Source organism: Pseudomonas luteola NBRC 103146, assembly GCF_002091675.1.
Lineage (GTDB): Bacteria > Pseudomonadota > Gammaproteobacteria > Pseudomonadales > Pseudomonadaceae > Chryseomonas > Chryseomonas luteola.
Genome location: NZ_BDAE01000085.1, coordinates 1 through 1,155, shown reverse-complemented (window position 1 = coordinate 1,155; position 1,155 = coordinate 1). Strand labels below are relative to the sequence as shown.

The window sequence follows — 1,155 nt, the reverse complement described above, 5'->3', positions numbered from 1 at the left end:
GGCCAAGCAACTCGCCGCCACCCTTGTCGTTGCTGTTAGTCATAAACATACCCGTTTGCCTACCCCTTATCCTAAGGGGGAAACGGTGTCCTGTCTTTCAAGGGGCTCGTTCAGCTACTGGCAGTACATCACTAAGCTACCTTTTAACCTCTCTAGGTCAGGACGCTACCGCTAACGTCCCGGCAGGCGCAGACGGGGATGGGGACGGGGACGCATACTATCCTCATATAGAACGCAACGCGCCGAGTGCAGCACCTACCAAAGGCACTGGCTTTGGTGCCAAGTAAGCGCCTCTACGCTAACCCTGTCTGCAGGCCTAGTAGGTATAAAGATCGCTTTTCCTTGCAAGGTCGCGTACTCGCTACCGGAGAGCTCAGGGGACACCTTAACCGTCATTGTGGCTGGGTCTAAAGTCAGAAGGTTTAGGTCAAAAAGCGTATGGATGTCACTTCGCAACAGCAGCCCATTGGCGGCCACATTGGTCGCTTCGCCCTGGTAAGGGACGACATGCGCCGCTTCCAAGATGCGTTCGACCATGCAGCCAGTAATTGCACAAGGGTTCTACCCCATTTTATAGAGCCGGTCGTATGGACTGCCCGTATCGGTACGTCGCGGTTTGGCGTTTTGGTTGTACGAGGTACGAGACGTTGAGTTAACGGCCAACATCTCTAGGTCAACTAGGTTCTTTTCGTTGTAGCCTGGATAATGGCTCACGATCCAATCCTTAACCTGCTCGCGCGTGGCATTGCCTGCGCAGGCGTCTAAAGCTTCGAGCACAAGCTCCCAGGTGCGCTTACTGCCATGCTTGAAACCTGCACTTTTAGCGTTCGCCCTCTGGATCAGCTTGAGCAAACGAGGCTTCATCTCACGGCCCACATTGACGGCGGGTTTTAGCCCAGCTAGCCAAGGAAGGCCAAGCTCAGCGTAAAGCGCTGATATATTTTGCATACGGTATTCAAAGGCCTTGTCGGTGCGGCCAACAAATTGAGCGGCAAGGTCGCGGTAGACTTGCGCCTTATTGACCTTTTCTCCGGCGGCGCCTCTTTTGAGCATATCCTCGTAGGCGTCTACTGCTGCCGCCAGCTCGGCATCGGTCCATCCATTACTCATCATTCCTCCCTAGGCTATACCTATACAATCACCAATCCCTAACAG

At 54.0% G+C, this 1,155-nt stretch carries 2 protein-coding genes; both read right to left on the bottom strand.

Translation table 11 applies throughout. The features are described from left to right. Positions 1 to 255: 255 nt before the first annotated feature. The gene (locus tag PLU01S_RS26480) at positions 256 to 549 is read right to left on the bottom strand and encodes an HNH endonuclease (RefSeq protein ID WP_353681970.1); all 294 of its coding nucleotides are present in this window, start codon (positions 547 to 549) and stop codon (positions 256 to 258) included. A gap of 12 nt (positions 550 to 561) precedes the next feature. Then, entirely contained in the window at positions 562 to 1,110 is a 549-nt protein-coding gene (locus PLU01S_RS26075; protein ID WP_074830782.1) for a DUF7669 domain-containing protein, read from the bottom strand. Positions 1,111 to 1,155: the final 45 nt, after the last annotated feature.

Excerpts from the sequence above, each read along its gene's own strand:
- PLU01S_RS26075 (WP_074830782.1), bottom strand. The coding sequence starts at position 1,110 with ATGAGTAATGGATGGACCGATGCCGAGCTGGCGGCAGCAGTAGACGCC.